Below are 18,497 nucleotides of genomic sequence, written 5' to 3' on the forward strand. Positions count from 1 at the left end.
CATGGGCGCGCTGACCACTACCGATCTGGCGCTGATGGCAGGGGAGCCGAGGGTTACTGCCCTCCGGCTTGCCGAGACGTTGGGCTTTGAGCGTGAGGACTACGTTCGGCGTCTGATTTCTCGTCATCGCGAAGAGGTGTTGACCTGGGGGGTTTTGCACCAAACTGACGGGAAACCCTCCGCACGAGGTGGAAGGCCGCTAAAAACTTACTGGCTGACCGAGCCGCAAGCCCTTTTGGTCTGCATGTTCGCGCGGACGGAGAAGGCCGCCGCCGTGCGCAAGCAGGTGATCGAAGTCTTCCTGGCATGGCGACATGGGGAACTGGACGAATCGGCCGCCCGGCCGTCGCATCGGATACCCGACCAATGGGAGCGCATGTCGCACCGGTTGGGTCACGCCAAGGTGGCGATGGACTTCAACGGCGAGGCCCGGCCGGAGGCGTTGGTGCGCAGCGTCTCGCGTCTTCCGATCTGGCAGACCGGGCATCGGCCGCGCTGGTGGTCCGATGCGGACGTGCGGACGTGCGTGATCCTGATGCATCGCCAGATGCAGCTGGATCAGGTCGTCGCCGTGATCACCGAACGCTATGGCGAGGAGCGCGCGCCTAGCCGTAGTTCGATACACCGGTTCTGGCTGCGTCTGGACGCCCTGAACGGGCGAGGCCACTAGGCATGAAGCGGGCCGTTTTCAGCCGCGCCGTGGATGCGCGTGCAATGATTGCACCCGCATCCCCAAGCGCCGCTCAGGCCCGATCTGGATGCGAACGACACGATGTCGCGCGCATGGGCGGATGCGAGTCTCACCGTGAGACGCGCATCCCATCGCCCCGACTTTCCCCACATCATCCGGCGACCGGCCGGGTTCCGTTTCAATCAATCTGCTGCCGCGAAAGGGTTGACCATGCTTGCCGCCCATAACGTCGAGAACTGGACCTTTGAGATCGAGAAGGTGGAGTTCCTGTTGTCCCTCTATGACGAGGACCATTCGCCCGATCAGGTGTATGCGTTGCTTTCGGCCGCCACGGCGCTGTTGTCGCCGTTGCGGGGGAAGATGGTCCAGGCGGTCATGGATCAGGCCGACGCCGAACTGGACCCGATGGCGTTCGCCCCGGTCACGGTTCCTCAACGGATGGCGGCCTAGAACGTCCATGCGATGGACATGATGTCCGGCGCATGGTTTCTAAAGGGGGCGGTTCACAGAAACCGCCCGTGAGCGTCGTCAGGGCGTCCAAGGCGTCAGTGGGCGGGGATGACCCGTCCAGCCGCTCCACGCCCCTCTTAGGGGCTCTTACTGACGGCATACAGACCGGTTGCGAGGGGCGGCGATACGGCCCTGCGCCCTTGGGGGTGCACCGGTGCATCATGAAAAGATGCACCCCGAAAACGTAAGCATGAGCCTCAGCATCGCTGCGGAGGCACCTTGTATAATATCGGACATGCCGCGACCAAAGAAACGGTCATGGCGGACATTCTCAAACAGCTGGGCAAAGACTTTGCTGACCGGCTGGTCCAAGCCTGTGGCGGTCGCCGCGTCTATATTCCCACGCGACTTCCCAGACGAGGGCCGTTGCACGACGCCTTCAACGAGCCGGAACTGCGCAAGTTGATCGCCGTGTCAGGGGGCGGGCACGTGGACGTGCCGGTTGGCGCGGGCAATACCTACGGACGCGCCCGAAGCAAGGCTGAGGGGATGCTCCGCGAGGGCTACTCAGCCAACGAGATCGCCAACAAGGTCGGTCTTTCCCGCCGAACTGTCTTCATGATCAAGGCGAGAATGCGGGACCTGGGCCAGCTTCCGCCGCGTGGTCAGGTCCGATGACCGACACCGCCACACGCGTCATCGGCATCATGTCCGCGACCTCGGCCGGTGAGGAACATTGGGTCCAGTTGGCCCCCTTGGGCCAGTTCCAGGGCAAGGACGGACGTGGGCCTTACGCCATCAAGGACCGCAAGGCGGCCGAGGCGGTCATCAACGCCACGCTTCGCCATCATGGCGAGGCGGATATCGTCATCGACTACGACCATCAGAGCGACTTCGGCGCGCGTCCCGGCGTCGGGGGCACCGCACCGGCGGCGGGCTGGATCACCGAACTTGAGGCGCGGCACGACGGTCTGTGGGGTCGCGTCGAGTGGACGGACGCAGCCTCGTCCAAGCTGCGCACCCGTGAATACCGCTACCTCTCTCCGGTCTTCACCTTCGATCAGGCGACCGGCGCCATCGCCAAGGTGCTGCGCGCCGGTCTCACCAACAATCCCAACCTTCATCTGAAAGCGGTCGCGAGCACCGATATGTCCAAGACGAACACTGACACCCTGGTCGAACTGCGCAGCATCCTCGGCCTGACCGATGTCGCCGGAATGGATGCTGTGGTTGAGGCGGTGCGGGCCTTGGCGGCGAAGGCCGTCAACGCATACGACCCCGCCAAGCATGTGCCGATCGAGGCGCTGGAACGGGTCACGGCCCAGTTGAACGGCGTGAACAACGCCGGGCTGTCGGCCGAGGCGGCGGAGATCGCCGTCAACAGCGCCGTTTCAGGCGGCAAGCTTCCGCCCGCCCTTCGCGATTGGGGCATCGCCCTGTGTCAGTCGGACAAGTCCGCATTCGACGGGTTCGTGACCCGGACGGGCGGCGCGATGGCGCACCTGTTCGAAACCCGCCATCGCGCTGCCTCCGACACCTCCATCCACACCGCGACCGGCGTAGAGGCCGAGGTCGCCAGCCAACTCGGCCTCGCGGTCGAGAATATGAAGGCCTGATCCATGCTCATCAATCGCCACAATCTCGATATCCTGTATCGCGGCTTCAGCGCATCTTTCGCCAGGGGCTTTGAAGGCGCGCAAAGCCAATACGGTCAGATCGCCATGACCGTGCCGTCCTCGACGCGGGACCAGACCTATGCCTGGCTCGGTCAGATTCCCAAGATGAGGGAATGGCTCGGCGAGCGGATCATCAAGTCTCTTGAAGCTCACGGCTTCACCATCACGAACAGAAAGTTCGAACTGACCATTGGTGTCGAGCGCGATGACATCACCGATGATCAATACGGCATCTTCGGCCCGCTGTTCGATGAAATGGGCCGAAGCGCCCGTGAACAGCCTGACGAACTGATCTTCTCTCTGCTCAAGGCAGGCTTCGACCAGAAGTGCTTTGATGGGAAGTTCTTCTTCGACACCGAACACCCGGTTGTCGAAGGCGAAGAGACGGTTTCGGTTTCGAACATGCAGGCCGGGGCGGGCGAGGCGTGGTATCTGCTGGACACGTCGCGCGCGATCCGGCCCGTCATCTTCCAGGAACGCGAAAAGCCGCGTCTGGCCAAGGTTGATGACGACAACGAATCCTATGTCTTCACGACCGACAAGTTCCTCTACGGCGTCCGCGCCCGGCACAACGTCGGGTTTGGCCTGTGGCAGCTCGCCTTCGCATCCAAGGCCGAACTGACCCCCGAAAACTACGCCGCCGCACGTCTGGCCATGCAGACGATGAAGGGCGACGAAGGCCGGCTGTTGGGCATCCGCCCCAATACGCTCGTCGTGCCGCCGTCGCTGGAAGGCGCGGCGCGTCGTATCGTCAGCAACAGCCTGAACGCCGAAGGCGGCACGAACGAATGGGCGGGCACCGCCACCCCCATCATTTCGCCCTGGCTTGGCTGATGAGCACCCTGAACCTTCGCGTTCTGATCCAGGCGGTGGACCGGGCGACCGCTCCTATCCGCCGGATCGCGCGATCACTGCGGATCGAACTGCCCTCGGCCGCCCGGATCGGCGGGGCGGCTTTGTCGAAGCTGACCGGACTGGCGGCGAAGGCGGGGGCGGCGTTGGGGGCGTTGGCGGGCATCGGCTTTGGGGCGATGACAACCGGGGTGATCAGGACAGGGGCGAAGTTCGAGCAGTTCGCCGCTGTCCTTGAGACGATAGAAGGGTCATCCGACAGGGCTCGTTCATCCATGCGATGGGTCGAGAACTTCGCCAAGACGACGCCGTATGAGCTTGACCAGGTCATGGAGGCTTTCGTTGCGCTGAGGGCCTACGGCATCGATCCCACGGACGGCTCGTTGCGCACCCTTGGCGACGCCGCCAGCGCCATGAACAAGCCGCTGATGCAGGCGGTCGAGATGCTGGCAGACGCCCAGACCGGCGAGTTCGAACGGATGAAGGAGTTCGGGGTCCGGGGCAGCGCTGCGGGCAAGGCGGTCTCTCTGACCTATCAGAAGGCCGGTAGGGAGGTCACAGTCACCTCCCGCAAGGCCGCCAATGAGATCCGCACCAACATCCTCAGCATCTTCGACAGCCGCTTTCAGGGCGCGATGGACCGTCAAGCCGGGACCATGAAAGGTCTTTGGTCCAACCTGATGGACATGGTGACGAGCTTCCAGCGCCAGATTGCCGACGCGGGCGTATTCGACTTCATCAAGAATGAACTGACCGCGCTGCTGGCGACCATCAACCAGCTGTCGGCAAGCGGCAAGCTGGCGAAATGGGCCAAGGAAATCTCCGACGCGATGGTGGGCATGTTCACCACCATCAAGAAGGCGACCGAAGGCGTGGACTGGGTCGGCGCGATTAAGGGCCTCTTCGGGTTCATCGGCGGCTGCTTCCAACTGGTGAAGGCCATCGGCGGCATCTCGGGCATCATCACCGGCGGCGGCATGGTCGCTATCGCTTGGTTGACCCACGCGGCCATGGGATTGGGTGTGGCGATAGCGACCGCCCTCGGCGTCGCGACCGCGCCTGTCGCCGCCGTCATCGCCGCCATCGGCCTGATCGGCTTGGCGGGGTTCCTGCTCTGGCGAAACTGGGATTCGATCATGGCCGGGCTGAAGAAGGCATGGACCGGTTTTGTCGACTTCTTAGGAGGCGTTTGGGAGGGCGTTAAAAGCGTCTTTAAGCGCGGCGTGGACTTGGTGTGGAAGGCTTTGCCGCCGTGGTTCCGCATGATCCTCAAAGGGGCCGGGTTCGTCCTGAAGGTGGCGACGAACGCCGTGAACAACGTCCGGCCGGGCGGTGCGGCGACAGGGGGCGGTGCAGGCCCGTGGAGCGACCGACCGCGCCCGGCCGTGAGCGGCGGTGCGAGACGAACCGAGGTCGGCGGGGCCATCGACGTTCGCATTCGAAGCGACGGCCATGCCCAGGTGACGCGGGTTCAATCCACTAATCCTGCCGTGCCGGTGCAAACCGTGTCGGCATACAGGGGGGCGAACGGGCGTTAGAAGCGGGTCGCTCTAGGCTTGGGGGTCGAGCGACGCGAGCGACGGGTGGGAACCCGTCCTGTGGCGCGGAGGGTGTTGGTCGCCCTCCGCGCCATTCTCATTTTCAGGCCGCTTTTGGACGTTCAGAGTGCTCCGGACGGTCTTGTCCCAAACACCAAACGCTTTTGTCGCGCTTCAGCGGCCGCCAAGGCAGAGCGCCGCCCGCGCATCTTCCATAAGATCAACCCGACAGCGGAGGGCGAACTTATGGGCAACTGGTCCAAGTGGTTCAGCCGCTACCTCCGCAAGGCTTGCGGCGTCGCCGATGACCGCGTTGTGTTCCATTCCTTCCGCCATAGCTTCAAGCATTACGCCCGCGCCTGCCGTTTGGATAAGGCGGTAAATGACGCCATTACCGGGCATGAGACTGGTGAAACGGGCGATGACTACGGGCCTGAGTATCCTCTTCACCCACTGGTCGAGGGCATGGCGCGCTATCGAGTGCCGGGCTTCACCCTGCCACCCCCGCCTGCTTCCTTGAGATAGCCGGGAAGGCCGAAAAGCGGGGCGCTGGGGCGGTGGTTTGATCCCGGCCGGGTGAGCGTCATCAGGGACGGCGAGGCCCTTCAGCGCGGCTGTATTCGGCAGACCGGACGTGGCGATTTTGAGACAGATGCGGCGGGCGAATTCGGCGGTCTATATCTCGGCGTCGGATAGGATTGACGACACGGTGCAGCCCAGCGCCGCTGCTATGCCGATCAGGGCCACAAGGCTGACGTTCCGCTTGCCGCGCTCGACCTCGCCCATATGGGTCCGATTGATCCCGGCGGCGTCAGCCAGCGCCTCTTGCGACATGCTCCGCTCGTTTCTCCGCACCCGGATAGCGTCGCCGAGGCGTCCCAGCGCGCGCTGATTATCAGGACTGACGGATACCCTCGGCACCCATACAGCGTCGCCGTATGTTGGATTTACGCACCACCTGATCTATGCACCATTCGACAGTGTGCGCGGATGAAAGGGGCGAATAATGAGGTCTGTAGTAGGAGGGGCCGTAGCCGCTTTCGCGTCGGCGCTGTCTATGAGCGCGCTGCTGCCGATTGATGCGCTGGCGCAGACTGGCGTTGAGAAGGCGAAAGCGCAGCTAGAAACCGTTGAGGATGTCGCGGGCCTTACCGATCTTTCCTTCGACGAGTTGCGAGGCAAAGACCTTTCAGGCGTCAATGACGCGATGATGCGGCCAGCCCCCTCTGCGGCGAGACAACCTCAGACCCGAGCCGTCCGCGAGGCTGCTACCATCAAGGGCCTTAATGGCGGGCGCGACATTAGAGGCCATGCGGTTATCCTGGACGCGCCTAATCAGGAGGCAGCGGACGAACTGCGCCGTAACGAGGAAGCTGCGAGGGCGGAGCATCGCCGGGCTCAAAGCTACAGCTTCGCTGACAAGTTCGGCGCAGCGTTTGCGGACAGGACGTTCGCCGCCGCCTTGATCCGTCAGTTTGGCCGCGAACGTGCGCCGATGGATACGGACTGGATGAGGGCCTACTCATCGAATGGGCGGGAACTGGAAGAGGGCTACAGTTGGCCAGAAGTCCAGCGTTTGCGCCGGGCGAACTCTCAGGCGGACTTCGACCGGATAGCTGATGACATTGCCAAGGGGCGTGAGCGCAAAGCCATCTATATGAACGGCGGTGGTCAGGGGATTTCCATCTTCGCCCATGTGTTGGACCCCGTAGTATGGTTGGCGCTTGCCGCCCTGTCGGCGTCAATGATGGCGGTGCGCGCTCGACGTCGCCTCAGAGTTCCTGTTGGGAACTAATCTGACCATAGATTGGATGAGTTGTTCGTAGGCTGCCCGGCTCCCTCGCCAAAATAGATGGCGAGTTTGCCGGATCAGCGACGCTAACTCTTGGCCTGACCATGAGTTGGATTGAGCGTTGCGTGAGTGTGCCCGGTGGCCGCGATCAGCTTTCGCTGAACTCCCTCGGGCAATGCCCTACCTGCGACCATGCCTTTTTACGTCGGCCAAGACGGTGAAATCGTGTTCTAAATCTGGATGAAGAAAAGTGGCTTCTCCTCCAGGAGGGTATCAATATTCCCGACTGCACGAACTGACCCCTTGAGAGCCGGGACGCGCCGGATGCGCCCGCGTGTAGGTGAGCGAGAGGGTATCGAATAGCGCCCGAAGTCAGCGACGTTCGGTTATTGTGCCCGAGGGTATCATATCCATGCTGTGCCTCAGGAAACTGCTACGTTTGCCGTAAATGGCGCGCCCGTCGAAAATATCTCATCGGCCCTCAGGTCCGGGCGTCACGCGAGCCGCCGAGCGAGCCAGAATGTCGCATCCCGCTATTGGCCGCAGTGAAGCCCGAGGAGCGCCGGGAAGGCGTCGGCGCCCCAAGTGTCGAGCGGAGCAGAGAAGGCCGTGGGCGGGCCGGAAATCCACACTTAGCGTGGCCGCTTCGATCTCCGCCTATGCCGCCGCTGCCGAGTAGCGTTTCACGGTGGCGGGTGAGAGGTCGAAGTGCCGGGCGGTCTGAGCGATGCTGGCCCCGTTCTCCTTGCGCCATGCGACCACGGCGGCGGCGTCCTGAGCCATCGGGCGGCCGAGGCTTTCCTTCCCCCGGTGCGTCCTGCCTGTGACCTCCAGAGCGGCCCTAGCGGCGGCGCGGCCTGCCTGTGTCCGCTCCTTGATCCGCTGGCGTTCCATGTCCGCGACTTGGGCCAGCACGGCGAGGATCAACTCCCCGACGCCGCGACCAATGGGGCCGAGGCCGTGAACGTCCACGGTGACGCCCTTGTCGATAAGGAGGCGAACGGTGGCCTGAACGTCCAAAGCGTCCCGGCCGAGACGGTCAACCGCATAGACATGAACCGTGTCGCCAGACCGAACCTTACTTAGCAGATCAGCGAAGCCCGGCCGCTTAGCCGCCAGCGTCCCGCCGCTTACGCCTTCGTCGCTGAACTCTTGATCGAAGTCCCCGCCGAGGGCGAGGCGCTGGCTCTCAATGCTCTGGTCCCCGGTGCTGACGCGGTAGTAGGCGATGCGGTGCATGACTGGCTCATAAGTTAGATGACGCTGTGAGTTGGCTCATAAGCCCGGCTCAATTTGGCGTCAACATATCTTATGAGCCATAGCGCATAACCTACAACTTGTGAGCCTGTCAGTTCTGGCGGCGTCGCAGCCTGCGAAGGAGCGGCGGCCTGAGCCTTGGCGGCATGAGAGCGGGCGCGGCTGGTCAGCCGGGGGCACGGGGGAGAAACGGCCTCTAAGGATCGGAGGTCGCCCCTCGCATAGCTAAGCCGGATTTTGGTCGCTATCCCCACTATCCCCAGTGCTGTGACTAGCAACTGCCACGAACCGCGTTATCTATGGCTGAAACAATCACTCGGGGGCGAGATGCCATACCTTCATCGATACAAGTTATTCATTAGCCACGCATGGAGATACAGCGAGGGCTATCAGCGGATGGTCAATTTCTTGGACGCCGCGCCAAACTTCATTCACTCCAATTACTCGATCCCGACTGACCGGGCATTTAGCGGTCTAAGCCGGGCAGGCTTGGAAGAGCAACTGCGCTGCCAAATCCGGCCGGTTGATACGGTTATCATCATGGCTGGCATGTATGCCGCCCATTCCGACTGGATCAAATTCGAGATCGATTACGCTAAGTATCTCAACAAACCGATCCTTGGTGTAGTGCCGTGGGGCGGAGAGAGAACTCCGCTAGTTGTTCAGAACGCAGCTACAGAGATGGTCGCCTGGAACACAAATTCGATCGTATCGGCTATTCGCCGGATTACGCCCTGATGAACCTTACCTTCCCAGCGCTCTACAATGCAGCCAATGCGGCATCAATGTCCGCGCAGGATAGATACCTCTGGCTGATCCGAGGCGAGTATTTTGTGCTATTCATTGCCTCCATACTCGCAATGGATTTCTCTAGTGACAGAGTTTACCTCTCTATCTACGCAGGGGTTTTCATTCTTGGGCTAGCTTTACTGCTTTATCGTTCAGCAACTAAGCCGGAGCAGTCGTGGTATAAATCGAGAGCACTAGCCGAAAGCGTAAAGACATCTACTTGGCGGTATGCAATGCGTGGCCAGCCCTATGGGTCTGACGATCCAGACGCCAAGACCCGCGCAGAGTTCCGTGAAAATCTGGCTGAAATCCTGAGGACGAATGAGTTCTTAGGGCAGGAAACAGACAGCCATTCACTAGCCGACAGGCTTGTAACTCCAGAGATGGATGAAGTGCGAGCCTTAGATTGGCGCGAGCGCATGGCCGTTTACTCGGAGAACCGCATCAACGACCAACGCACTTGGTATAAGAACAAGGCGGATTTCAACAAGAAGAGAGCGCGCCTTTGGACCGCAGTTGGCGTCATCATCTACGGCACAGCCATCGCAATTGTCATCGCCAAGATCGCACGGCCGGACTTTGATTTCTGGCCGGAGGAGCCCCTTACTGTTCTCGCGTCTGCTCTGGTTGGCTGGGTTCAGATCAAGAAGTTCCGTGAACTAGCGTCGTCCTATTCGATCACGGCCCTTGAGATCGGCCTGATTGCCGAACGGCTTGCTGAGGTCAAGGATGAGGCGGAGTTCGTGGATTTCGTGAACGAAGCAGAGCAAGGCTTTTCGCGGGAGCACGTCCAATGGGTTGCACGACAGCAGCATGGATCGTGAGCCTGCCGCTTGCCTCGCCCCGGCAAACTGCTACACTTTCCGCTCAAACCTGTAGCAGTCACGCCCTGCTAAGTGATTGATTTTAAACGACGTGACGGCAGTCCCTCTCTGTCCGCCACGGCTCCCGCGTCTCGCGGCTCAGCATGTTTGAGCGGATTGGACTGCTTCAGTTTTTGCAGGGTTTGATCGACACTTGGCGTCGTCCGGGCCAGCGACGATCATGTCAGCGCCGCAGAGATCATCCGCCTTCTCGTCAGGGCAGGCTCCCCCTCCCCGCCTGTCGCGATGTCCTGGATCAGGAAGGCTGGATTTCTTGGGCGACTCCGTGAAGATGGCCACATGGACGGTCCGCCGAACGAAGATATTATCGGCTGGGCGCATGCGCTGGAGGCGTATGCTCGCGACTGGGACGAGACTTTCGAAAATCGTCCAGGCTATTTCACCCAGGAGTTCTGGTACCTGCTGGTCGGGTGCATGATCGCCAACTGGCGCGGCCGACCCATGACGATGAGCCAGGCCTGCCAGCAGATGAAGAGCGGCTCGAATCGCACGCGCGAGGAGCGGATCAAGCGGGCGGTGGACGACGGCTTTCTGGTCAAGGAGCGCGCCGGAGACGACGGCCGCGCCGCTCTGGTTCGGCCCACGCCCAAGCTCGAGGCGCTGATGGTCGGCCATCTTCAACGCACGCGCGACCTGGTGAAGGCCGCGCTGGCTTAGCCGCAGAATTTGCGGACAGTTTCGCGCGCAACTCTGCGCTGGTTCTCGCCCTGCCCCTGTGGCGTCATCGCCTTCGAGATCGCCCGTCAGCGGCGACCGGGAGGAATCGAGACGTGACCCATCTGATCGCGCGCGATACGCGCCGCCGCGCCCTGTTGTCCGCCAGCGCCTCGACGCTTGGCCTGCTGTTGGCGCTGGGCGCCGGCCCGACGCTGGCGCAAGAGGCGACGTCCAACGACCAGGCCCAGGCTGCGACGGTTGACGACATCGTCGTCACCGCGCGCCGCCGCGACGAGCGGCTGCAGGACGTGCCGGTGGCGGTCACCGCCCTGTCGGCCCGGACGCTGGAGAATCTGCAGGCGTCCGACATCGGCGACCTGCAGGGTGCGGTTCCCAACCTGACCCTGCATGAGGGGGATGCGTCCAACGCCGTCGTCTATGTGCGCGGCGTGGGGCAGGTGGACAGCCTGGCTTTCGCCGATCCGGGCGTCGGCATCTATCTGGACGATGTCTATCTGGGGCGGGCGCAGGGCGCCTTCCTGTCGGTCTATGACGTGGACCGGATCGAGGTCCTGCGCGGACCGCAAGGCACCCTGTACGGCCGCAACACCATCGGCGGGGCGGTCAAATTCGTCTCGACCCCGCTGACGGCCGACTTCAGCGCGCGGGCCGAGGCCACGGTGGGCGACTACGACCTGCGCGAGGCGCGGCTGAGCGTCGGCGGCGGGCTGAACGCCGAGGGGACGCTGCTGGGCAAGGCGGCGGTCTCGCTGGCGCGCCGTGACGGCTATTCCGACAACGTTTTCACCGGACAGGACGACGGCGACAAGGATCAGATCGCCGGCCGCGTCTCGCTGGAATATCGGCCCAGCGACGACCTGTCATTCCGCTTGAACGTGGATGGCTCGCGCGACCGGCCGGATTCGTCGCGCACCCCGGCGCGGGCGACGAACGTCTTCGGCCTCTATCCCGACACGCTGGGCGACCCGTTCAAGGTCGACGCCGACTTTGGCGACCTGAACGACCTCGACACCTTCGGCGCGGCCCTGACCGCTGATTGGGCGCTGGACGAGGCGTGGTCGTTCAAGTCCGTCACGGCCTACCGCACGATGGGATACGCCACCCACCTGGACCTCGACGCCACGCCGCTGAGCATCTTCGGCGTCTATGTGGACGAGGACCAGCGCCAGTTCAGCCAGGAGTTCCAGCTGACTTACGCCGGCGATCGACTGAACGCCGTCGCCGGCGTCTTTTATTTCGACGAGACGGACGTGACCTTCTCGGGCCTGGTCGGTCCGGTCATCGGCCTGGTCACGGGCTCGATCAACGACCAGCACAACAAGAGCTACGCCGCCTATGGCCAGGCCTCCTACGACCTGACCCCACGGCTCAGCCTGACCGGCGGCCTGCGTTACACCTATGAGGACAAGACCTTCGCACGGACCCAGACCCTGTATCCGGGCGCGACGGCCATTCCGGACCGCGACGATCCGGGCCTGCTGCTGACCGACATCGACACCGGCCAGGACTGGGATTCCTGGTCGCCCAAACTGGGGCTGGACTACAAGGTGTCGGACGATGTCCTGGCCTATGTCAGCGTCAGCCGGGGCTTCAAGTCGGGCGGCTTTGACGGGCGTTCCAACGATGCGGCGGGCGCCGCGCCCTTCGATCCCGAGACCCTTTGGGCCTATGAGGGCGGGATCAAATCGACGTGGTTTGATCGTCGTCTGATCGCCAACGCCGCCGTCTTCTGGAACGACTATACCGACCTTCAGCTGTCCAGCTTCACCTCGGACGGAGCGGGCGGGTTCGCCGCCCTGTTCACCAATGCCGGCGCTGCGACCATTCGCGGGGCGGAGTTGGAGCTGGTCGCCCGGCCGATCCGTCCGCTGACCCTGAACGCCACGATCGGCTATCTGGATGCCCGCTACGACGAATACATCGGCCCAGGCGGCCTCGATATCAGCCGCCAGCGGAAACCGGTCAATGCGCCGGAATGGTCGGGTCGGTTGGGCGCCGTCTATGTGGCGGACCTGGGCGCGAGCGGATCCCTGACCCTCGGCGCCGATGCGGCCTATCGTTCCAAGACCTATCCCACGGTGTCCTCCAGCGAGGTCCTGGCCCAGGACGGCTATACGCTATTGAACGCCTTCGTGCGCTGGGACGACGCCGACGATCACCTGTTCGTCGAACTGGGCGCCAAGAACCTGACGGACGAACGCTACATCGAACATGGCTTCGATCTGTCGGACTCCCTTGGCTATCAACTGGCCTACTTCGGCGCGCCCCAGACCGTTCGCCTGACCGTCGGGCTGAAGTACTGACATGGGCGAGGCGTTGGACCGGTTTGTAGAGCCGGACACGGCGGCCCTGCTGGCCGACATGGTCGCGGATTTCGCCGGCGCGCCCGCCGATCCGACGGTCGAGCAGCGGCGACAGGGGCTGGAAGCTGCAGCCATCCTTTACGGGCCAGGACCGGCTGAGGTGGAGCGTGTCGCGACCGAAACCGCGCCTTCGCCCGACGGAGCGGTTCCGCTGAGGATCTACTGGCCAAAGCGGACGACCACCGGCCCCGTCCCGCTGGTGCTGCACATCCACGGCGGCGGCTGGGTTCTGGGCGGACCCCAGGCCTATGAGCGGGTCGCGCGGGCCTATTGCGCGGCGGGCGAATGCATCGTCGTTGACGTCGACTATCGCCGCGCGCCCGAGAATAGGCATCCCGCGGCCTTGGATGATTGCGTCGCCGCCCTGGATTGGGCACGAAGAAACGCCCGACGGTTGGGCGCCGATCCCGCCCGCATCATCGTGACCGGCGACAGCGCGGGCGGTCATCTGGCGGCGGCGACGTGCCAGGTCAGTCCGGCCCCCGTAGCCCTGGCGATACTGGTCTATCCGGTAACGACGGCCAGTCGGAATGCCCAGCTCGCCTCGCGCCAGGCCTTGGGCGACGGTCGGTATTTCCTGCGCGAGTTCGATATTCTGCGCGCCGAAGCCGAGTATTTCCCGCCTGACCAGGACCGCGAGAAAGGCCCTGAATCGCCGCTGCTGGCCTCTGATGAGTTTCTCGAACGGCATCCCCCGACGGTCGTCTTCACCGCCGGCCTAGACCCCCTGGTCGATGAGGGCCGAGCCTATGTGGAGGCGTTGCGGCGTTGCGGCGTAGACGCCGAAGAGGTTCGCGTCGAAGGCACGATCCACGGCTTCGTCCTGTTCGCCGGCCGCATCGGCGCAGGGCGTCAGGCGATCAAACAGATCGGACGACGCATCGCCACAGCGCAGCCCGCTCGCCTACCGGGTCCGCCCTTCTAGCCTCGGCGGTGACGGCGGCATTGGCCTCCGGCGCGAAGGACGGCTTCCTGGTCACGACGTTCAGCACACCGGCCGTGGTGTTCTTGCCGAACAGAGTCCCTTGCGGCCCCCGCAGCAGTTCGATCTGGCTGATACCCGACTGACGGGGCCCGGCCGCCGGCCTGCTCGGCCGGGGCCAGGTCCGCTCGGATCGGCGCGCCTAGTCGCGGACGGCCAGGGTCTCTATCCGCGCCACGCCGTCGGCGTCCTTGGTCAGGCGGAAGGCGTCCAGTTCGCGGCCCGTCGCGGTGAAGGCGCGATAGGTCACGGCGTCCGGCGACACCTCCAGGGTCTGGAAGGTCTGGGTCCGCGAGGCCGAACGCGTCGCCCAGCCCAGGTCGGCGACCGGATACATCTTGGGTCCGGCGACCGAGACGACATAGGTCGAGCCGTGGTCGGACGGATGGTCCGGCCCCGCATTGACCATCGGCCCCGTCCCGATGGCGCCGCGCGCATAGCCGTGATCGTGGGCCTGCAGCACCAGATCGACGCCGTACTTGTCGATCAGCGGCTTCAGCGCGTCGCGCACCCGGACGTTGTCGCGGTCCGGGTCGATCGAGAACAGCGGGAAGTGCAGGAACAGGGCGGTCCAGCGGTTCGGGTTGTCCGCCAGCAGCCCGTCCAGCCAGCGCACCATCTCGGCGCGCATGGCCTCGTCGCCGTGGAACAGGGGCGCGTCGACCGAGATCAGGCGCAGGCCCTGATAGTCGACGGTCCAGGCCGTCTCCTTCAGCTTCTCGACGCCCGCCGGGCCGGTTTCCGGCAAGGTGTACTGACGCCGCCACTGCGGATTCAGCACCGGGCCGCGGCCGTATTCGTGATTGCCCGGCGTCGGCATCTGCGGCGTCTGGGCGTAGAGGAAGCCCCCGGCGGCGAACCACTCGCCCCATTCGTTGTCGCTGTCGTGCCGATTGATCAGGTCGCCGGCGTGGATCACGAAGGCGGCGTCCCCGGCCTTGCGGAAGGCCATCCTCAGGGTGCGCGAGGCCTCGCTGAGAATGTTGTTCTGCATGTCCCCCATGTAGAGGAAGGTGAAGGGCTCAGCCGTTGTCGCCGCCGTGCGGAACTGCAGGCATTCGGACCAGAGCGCGCCGTCGCCGACGCGATAGGCGTAGACCGTTTCCGGCTTCAGCCCCGTCAGCACCGTCGAATGATAGGCCGCCCGGAACTCGGCCGCCTCACGCACGGCGATGGCGGCGTCGTCGGTGACGGCGCTCACGCGGACCGCCTGCTGGATGAAGTCGGGACCGTCCTGGGCCTCGGCGTATTCGACGAAGCCGAGCGCGCCCGGCGCGGTGCGCCAGGTCACGGCCATCTCGTGCGCCGGATCGGCGGTCAGGTTCAGGACGATCCGTTCCGGCTGGGCCGTCGGCGGGGCCACCGGCCGGTCCGAGGCCTGGACCGGCGCAGGTTCAGGCCGCAACGGGCGCTCGGCGGTCTGCGCCAGAGCGTGTCCGCCTAGGGCCGCCAGCGCGACCCCGAGCATCAGGGCGTGGGTCGTTTTCATGCTCCCCTCCCCGATCAGAAGACGTAGGTCAGGCCGACCGAGATCGACCGCCCGTTCTTGATGTAGGCCCGGCTGGAGCTGGTGCTGGCGCCGGCGGTGTACCAATAGGTGTGGTTGTCGAAGAGGTTCTGGACCTGCAGCGAGGCCGTCGCCCCGTTCCCCAGCTTGCGCCGCACGTTCAGGTCCACGAACTCGTAGTCCTGCTCATAGGGGTTGTTGCCGAAGTCCTGGATGCCCTCGAGGAATTCCGACTGATAGCTGTAGGCCGCGTAGGCCTCCCAGCCGTCGCGCGCCCAGAAGATCTGCACGTTGGCGACCGCCTCGGGCGTCTCCATCAGCGGCAGGGTGTAGCCCTGCGGGTGCCAGGAAATGCCGGTCTCGGCCTCCGACTTCTGCAGCGTCAGGTTCACGCTGGCGCCCAGGGCCGACAGCGGACCCGGAAGCCAGTGGAAGACCTGCTGGGCGCTCATCTCGACGCCATAGACCCGCGCCCACTTGCCGTTGTTGGGCATGGAGACGGTCACGCCGTCGGGGCCGATGTTCACGCCCGACGTCCCGTCGCGGATGTTCGACGACGAGGAGCGGTACAGGAAGTTCTCGATATCCTTGTAGAACAGGCCCAGCGAATAGGCCCCCGTGTCGCCGTTGTAGCGCTCGATCGACAGGTCGTAGTTGATCGCCTTCATCGGCTTCAGGTCCGGGTTGCCCTGCTCGATGGCGACCAGCACCCATTCGCTCTTGGGATTGACCTTGCCGTCGCCGTCCGGATCGCTGTCGTAGCCATACTCGCGCGCCGAGGACATGCGGGCGATGTCGGGACGGGCGAAACTGGTCCAGATCGCGGCCCGCACCTTGGTCCGGTCGTCCAGATCATAGTTCAGGTGGATCGACGGCAGGACGTTGATGAAGTCGCTTTCGTCCGTGGCGTAGTGAGCGCCCTGGACCTCGTCGAGGATGTAGGCCGAGATTTCGTTGTTGGTGTTCTCGACGCGGACGCCGCCGATCACCTGGGCGCGGCCAAGGCGGGCCGTCGCCATCAGATAGCCGGCGAAGATGTCTTCCTTGAAGGTGAAACTGTCCTCGCCGCTCAGTTCGGCGTTGCCCGGATCCGTGGCGAAGCCGTCGAAGAAGTCGCTGTTCCCCTCCATGGCGCGCTGCAGTTCGGCCAGCATGGCGTCGTTGTCGATGACCGTGCCCAGGCGATAGAGGCCCGAATACTCGCCGTCGAACAGGCGCGTCACCTCCTTGCCGTAGAAGCGCGAGAAGTCGGCCAGGGTGCCGTCGGCGTCCAGGTCCATGAACTCGCCGCTATAGGTCGAGCGCTTGGAGCTATAGAACTTGCCGCCCGTCTTGACCGCCTCCAGCCAGGTCGAGACGGGGCGCCAGTCGAGGTTGACCTGGCCCTGCCACAGCTCCTCCTCGGCGCCGCCGATCTCGCCCGACAGGCCGTTGAAGGCGTACTGGCTGTTGTCGTGGATCGCCGCCATGCCGGCGTCGTTCAGCACCCATTTCGGGAAGCGGCTGTCGCCGAAGTTGACGACATTGACGCCCTTGTTGCCCAGCCAGCCGTACTTGTCGCTGCGGAACTCCATCTCATAGCTGTCGTCGATATTGTCCTCGGACTTGGCGTAGGACAGGTCGTAGTCGACGGTGAAGTCGCCCAGACGGCTGACGCCGCCTAGGTTCAGCGACATCAGCGAGCCGGTCTCGCGCGAGCCTTCCCAGAAGCGGCGCAGACGGAAGCCCTGCGGGTCCCAGGTCCCCGAAGCGCCGAACAGCGAATAGTAGGAACGCGTCTTGCGGTCCTTGTCGGTGATCCGGCCGTCGCCGTCCTGATCGACGATCTGGGCGGTCGTATATCCGTAGATGTTCCCGAGCTTGGCGTCCTTGCCGATGATCGCGTCCTCGGGCCGGGCCAGGCCGGTCATGGTCTTGTCGACCTGGACCAGACGGGTCGAATTCTTGCCCGTGTCGTTGCGGAAGTTCAGGCGGTTGCCGAACTCATCCTCGGTGTATTCGTTGAACTGGCCGCGCAGGTGCAGGTCGTGGCTCTCGCTGCGGTAGTCGAGGCTGGCGTGCAGGCCGCGCCGCTCGACCTCGGTCTCGCCGAAGCCCAGGTTCATGCCGCGCATGACGAAGGTCTCGGGGTCCCAGCCCAGGGTCTCGCTGTTCTCGTACCAGACCGAGGGCTGGTTATCGCCGTCGACGCCGTTCTGTTCGAACTGCGACTTGCGGCGCGACCAGCTGCCGGTGACGAACAGGCCCCAGTTGTCGTTGAACTGACGCCCGAACGAGCCGGCGATCTCACCCGACTTCTCGTCGTCGAACTTGTCCAGCATCCCGACCGAGGCCGACAGGACGCCATAGACCGGATCGTGGTCGAAGGCCGTCGGCGTGCGGATGTCGATCGACCCGCCCAGGGCGTCGCCGTCCCGGTCCGGGGTCAGGCTCTTGATGACGGTGATCGAGTCGATGCCTTCCGGCGGCAGAAAGCTGAGACGCACGCCGCGATAAAAGTTGTCGTCGCGCGAGCCGGTGCCGCCCATGCGGACGCCGTTCATGGTGTAGTTGTTCAGCTCGGTCGACAGGCCGCGGATGGTGATGCGATCGCCCTCGCCCGTCGTGTGGTTGCGCACGGCGTTGACGCCCGGCAGGCGCGATAGGGACTCGGCCACGTTGTTGGCGGGCAGGTCGCCCATGTCGTCGGCGCTGATGACGTCCGAGATGAAGTCAGACTTGCGCTTGGCGTCCAGCGACCGGCGCAGGCCCGCCGCATAGCCGACCACCTCGACCTCCTCGACCTCGAAGGCCTCGGCGGACGCCTCGCCCAGATCGGCCGACTGGCGCACCAGGGTCAGGACGCCGCGCACCTCGCGCGCCTCGACGCCCGAACCGGCGATCATGCGGCGCAGGGCCTCGCGCGGCGCCATCGCGCCCGAGACGGCGTTGGAGGTCCGGCCGCGCGTCAGGGCGGGATCGAAGACGATCTGCAGCCCCGTGTCGCGCGACAGGGTCTGCAGCGCCCGGCCCAGATCCTGGGCCGGAATGGCGCCGGC

At 64.2% G+C, this 18,497-nt stretch carries 17 protein-coding genes and 1 pseudogene; 13 read left to right on the plus strand and 5 right to left on the minus strand.

Annotation, left to right across the window (positions count from 1 at the left end):
* Position 1: 1 nt before the first annotated feature.
* The 7 genes from ACREEF_RS10935 to ACREEF_RS10965 all read left to right on the plus strand — a co-directional run bounded on the left by ACREEF_RS10935 (position 2) and on the right by ACREEF_RS10965 (position 5,732).
* On the plus strand, positions 2-670 hold the full coding sequence (locus tag ACREEF_RS10935; RefSeq protein ID WP_431565612.1) for a hypothetical protein: 669 nt from the start codon (positions 2-4) through the stop codon (positions 668-670).
* 48 nt (positions 671-718) lie between these two features.
* A complete protein-coding gene (locus ACREEF_RS10940) occupies positions 719-1,141 on the plus strand; it encodes a hypothetical protein (RefSeq protein ID WP_431565613.1) in 423 nt (140 codons plus the stop codon).
* 318 nt (positions 1,142-1,459) lie between these two features.
* A complete protein-coding gene (locus tag ACREEF_RS10945) occupies positions 1,460-1,819 on the plus strand; it encodes a hypothetical protein (RefSeq protein ID WP_431565614.1) in 360 nt (119 codons plus the stop codon).
* The gene (locus ACREEF_RS10950) at positions 1,816-2,757 is read left to right on the plus strand and encodes a phage protease (RefSeq protein ID WP_431565615.1); all 942 of its coding nucleotides are present in this window, start codon (positions 1,816-1,818) and stop codon (positions 2,755-2,757) included. Before ACREEF_RS10945 ends, ACREEF_RS10950 begins: the two co-directional genes overlap by 4 nt.
* 3 nt (positions 2,758-2,760) lie before the next feature.
* A complete protein-coding gene (locus ACREEF_RS10955) occupies positions 2,761-3,651 on the plus strand; it encodes a Mu-like prophage major head subunit gpT family protein (RefSeq protein WP_431565616.1) in 891 nt (296 codons plus the stop codon).
* Positions 3,651-5,207 carry a tape measure protein gene (locus tag ACREEF_RS10960; protein WP_431565617.1) on the plus strand — a complete coding sequence of 519 codons (1,557 nt, stop codon included), beginning with the start codon at positions 3,651-3,653 and terminating at the stop codon, positions 5,205-5,207. Before ACREEF_RS10955 ends, ACREEF_RS10960 begins: the two co-directional genes overlap by 1 nt.
* A 72-nt stretch (positions 5,208-5,279) precedes the next feature.
* Entirely contained in the window at positions 5,280-5,732 is a 453-nt protein-coding gene (locus ACREEF_RS10965) for a hypothetical protein (protein ID WP_431565618.1), read from the plus strand.
* A gap of 150 nt (positions 5,733-5,882) precedes the next feature.
* Here the strand turns inward: ACREEF_RS10965 and ACREEF_RS10970 are convergent, their stop codons facing one another.
* Complete coding sequence (locus ACREEF_RS10970) at positions 5,883-6,128, minus strand: helix-turn-helix transcriptional regulator (RefSeq protein WP_087141048.1); 246 nt, start codon at positions 6,126-6,128, stop codon at positions 5,883-5,885.
* 136 nt (positions 6,129-6,264) lie between these two features.
* Here ACREEF_RS10970 and ACREEF_RS10975 point away from each other — a divergent pair, with 136 nt between their 5' ends.
* A complete protein-coding gene (locus tag ACREEF_RS10975) occupies positions 6,265-7,002 on the plus strand; it encodes a hypothetical protein (protein WP_431565619.1) in 738 nt (245 codons plus the stop codon).
* A 654-nt stretch (positions 7,003-7,656) separates the two neighbouring features.
* Here ACREEF_RS10975 and ACREEF_RS10980 read toward each other — a convergent pair.
* Positions 7,657-8,238: a recombinase family protein gene (locus ACREEF_RS10980; RefSeq protein WP_431565620.1), complete on the minus strand. Its 582-nt coding sequence runs from the start codon at positions 8,236-8,238 to the stop codon at positions 7,657-7,659.
* Between the two features lie 345 nt (positions 8,239-8,583).
* On the opposite strand from ACREEF_RS10980, the gene ACREEF_RS10985 reads away from it, so the two are divergent.
* From ACREEF_RS10985 to ACREEF_RS11005, 5 genes are all read left to right on the plus strand, one after another.
* Positions 8,584-8,994 carry a TIR domain-containing protein gene (locus tag ACREEF_RS10985; RefSeq protein ID WP_431565621.1) on the plus strand — a complete coding sequence of 137 codons (411 nt, stop codon included), beginning with the start codon at positions 8,584-8,586 and terminating at the stop codon, positions 8,992-8,994.
* The gene (locus ACREEF_RS10990) at positions 8,994-9,869 is read left to right on the plus strand and encodes a DUF4231 domain-containing protein (RefSeq protein WP_431565622.1); all 876 of its coding nucleotides are present in this window, start codon (positions 8,994-8,996) and stop codon (positions 9,867-9,869) included. Before ACREEF_RS10985 ends, ACREEF_RS10990 begins: the two co-directional genes overlap by 1 nt.
* 339 nt (positions 9,870-10,208) lie before the next feature.
* The gene (locus tag ACREEF_RS10995) at positions 10,209-10,586 is read left to right on the plus strand and encodes a hypothetical protein (RefSeq protein WP_431565623.1); all 378 of its coding nucleotides are present in this window, start codon (positions 10,209-10,211) and stop codon (positions 10,584-10,586) included.
* 113 nt (positions 10,587-10,699) lie between these two features.
* Complete coding sequence (locus ACREEF_RS11000; RefSeq protein WP_431565624.1) at positions 10,700-12,910, plus strand: TonB-dependent receptor; 2,211 nt, start codon at positions 10,700-10,702, stop codon at positions 12,908-12,910.
* A 1-nt stretch (position 12,911) separates the two neighbouring features.
* A complete protein-coding gene (locus ACREEF_RS11005; protein ID WP_431565625.1) occupies positions 12,912-13,895 on the plus strand; it encodes an alpha/beta hydrolase in 984 nt (327 codons plus the stop codon).
* Between the two features lie 9 nt (positions 13,896-13,904).
* On the opposite strand, the pseudogene ACREEF_RS11010 reads toward ACREEF_RS11005, so the two are convergent.
* The 3 genes and pseudogenes from ACREEF_RS11010 to ACREEF_RS11020 all read right to left on the minus strand — a co-directional run.
* Positions 13,905-14,028 (minus strand): annotated as a pseudogene (locus tag ACREEF_RS11010) (hypothetical protein); the annotation flags it as partial.
* 66 nt (positions 14,029-14,094) lie between these two features.
* Positions 14,095-15,441 (minus strand): fibronectin type III domain-containing protein, encoded by a 1,347-nt coding sequence (locus ACREEF_RS11015; protein WP_431565626.1) that lies wholly within the window; start codon positions 15,439-15,441, stop codon positions 14,095-14,097.
* Between the two features lie 14 nt (positions 15,442-15,455).
* A partial coding sequence (locus tag ACREEF_RS11020) for a TonB-dependent receptor (protein WP_431565627.1) occupies positions 15,456-18,497 on the minus strand: 3,042 nt, incomplete at its 5' end.

The sequence above is a fragment of the Brevundimonas sp. genome (assembly GCF_050729455.1).
Taxonomy (GTDB): Bacteria; Pseudomonadota; Alphaproteobacteria; order Caulobacterales; family Caulobacteraceae; genus Brevundimonas.